The sequence below is a fragment of the Pseudomonas sp. LS-2 genome (genome assembly GCF_003605735.1).
Classification (GTDB): Bacteria; Pseudomonadota; Gammaproteobacteria; order Pseudomonadales; family Pseudomonadaceae; genus Aquipseudomonas.
Window position 1 is genome coordinate 2,501 of record NZ_QXTJ01000032.1, and the last position, 1,887, is coordinate 4,387.

1 rRNA gene (running past one end of the window) is annotated in these 1,887 nt (G+C 52.8%); it reads left to right on the forward strand.

The features are described 5' to 3' along the window. Positions 1 to 1,832 (forward strand): 23S ribosomal RNA (locus tag D3M70_RS18210); it begins 1,061 nt to the left of the window's first position. Positions 1,833 to 1,887: the final 55 nt, after the last annotated feature.

Genomic DNA, 1,887 nt, shown 5'->3' on the forward strand with positions numbered 1-1,887 from the left:
GCAGCCACCCTTTAAAGAAAGCGTAATAGCTCACTAGTCGAGTCGGCCTGCGCGGAAGATGTAACGGGGCTCAAACCATGCACCGAAGCTACGGGTATCATCTTTGGATGATGCGGTAGAGGAGCGTTCTGTAAGCCTGTGAAGGTGAGTTGAGAAGCTTGCTGGAGGTATCAGAAGTGCGAATGCTGACATGAGTAACGACAATGGGTGTGAAAAACACCCACGCCGAAAGACCAAGGTTTCCTGCGCAACGTTAATCGACGCAGGGTTAGTCGGTCCCTAAGGCGAGGCTGAAAAGCGTAGTCGATGGAAAACAGGTTAATATTCCTGTACTTCTGGTTATTGCGATGGAGGGACGGAGAAGGCTAGGCCAGCCTGGCGTTGGTTGTCCAGGTTTAAGGTGGTAGGCTGGGATCTTAGGTAAATCCGGGATCTCAAGGCCGAGAGCTGATGACGAGTGTTCTTTAGAACACGAAGTGGTTGATGCCATGCTTCCAAGAAAAGCTTCTAAGCTTCAGGTAACCAGGAACCGTACCCCAAACCGACACAGGTGGTTGGGTAGAGAATACCAAGGCGCTTGAGAGAACTCGGGTGAAGGAACTAGGCAAAATGGCACCGTAACTTCGGGAGAAGGTGCGCCGGTGAGGGTGAAGGACTTGCTCCGTAAGCTCATGCCGGTCGAAGATACCAGGCCGCTGCGACTGTTTATTAAAAACACAGCACTCTGCAAACACGAAAGTGGACGTATAGGGTGTGACGCCTGCCCGGTGCCGGAAGGTTAATTGATGGGGTTAGCTAACGCGAAGCTCTTGATCGAAGCCCCGGTAAACGGCGGCCGTAACTATAACGGTCCTAAGGTAGCGAAATTCCTTGTCGGGTAAGTTCCGACCTGCACGAATGGCGTAACGATGGCGGCGCTGTCTCCACCCGAGACTCAGTGAAATTGAAATCGCTGTGAAGATGCAGTGTATCCGCGGCTAGACGGAAAGACCCCGTGAACCTTTACTATAGCTTTGCACTGGACTTTGAATTTGCTTGTGTAGGATAGGTGGGAGGCTTTGAAGCGTGGACGCCAGTTCGCGTGGAGCCATCCTTGAAATACCACCCTGGCAACTTTGAGGTTCTAACTCAGGTCCGTCATCCGGATCGAGGACAGTGTATGGTGGGTAGTTTGACTGGGGCGGTCTCCTCCTAAAGAGTAACGGAGGAGTACGAAGGTGCGCTCAGACCGGTCGGAAATCGGTCGTAGAGTATAAAGGCAAAAGCGCGCTTGACTGCGAGACAGACACGTCGAGCAGGTACGAAAGTAGGTCTTAGTGATCCGGTGGTTCTGTATGGAAGGGCCATCGCTCAACGGATAAAAGGTACTCCGGGGATAACAGGCTGATACCGCCCAAGAGTTCATATCGACGGCGGTGTTTGGCACCTCGATGTCGGCTCATCACATCCTGGGGCTGAAGCCGGTCCCAAGGGTATGGCTGTTCGCCATTTAAAGTGGTACGCGAGCTGGGTTTAGAACGTCGTGAGACAGTTCGGTCCCTATCTGCCGTGGACGTTTGAGATTTGAGAGGGGCTGCTCCTAGTACGAGAGGACCGGAGTGGACGAACCTCTGGTGTTCCGGTTGTCACGCCAGTGGCATTGCCGGGTAGCTATGTTCGGAAAAGATAACCGCTGAAAGCATCTAAGCGGGAAACTTGCCTCAAGATGAGATCTCACTGGAACCTTGAGTTCCCTGAAGGGCCGTCGAAGACTACGACGTTGATAGGTTGGGTGTGTAAGCGCTGTGAGGCGTTGAGCTAACCAATACTAATTGCCCGTGAGGCTTGACCATATAACACCCAAGCAATCTGCGACTCGACGAGCACAGATTGCGGTGACTGTGAAGA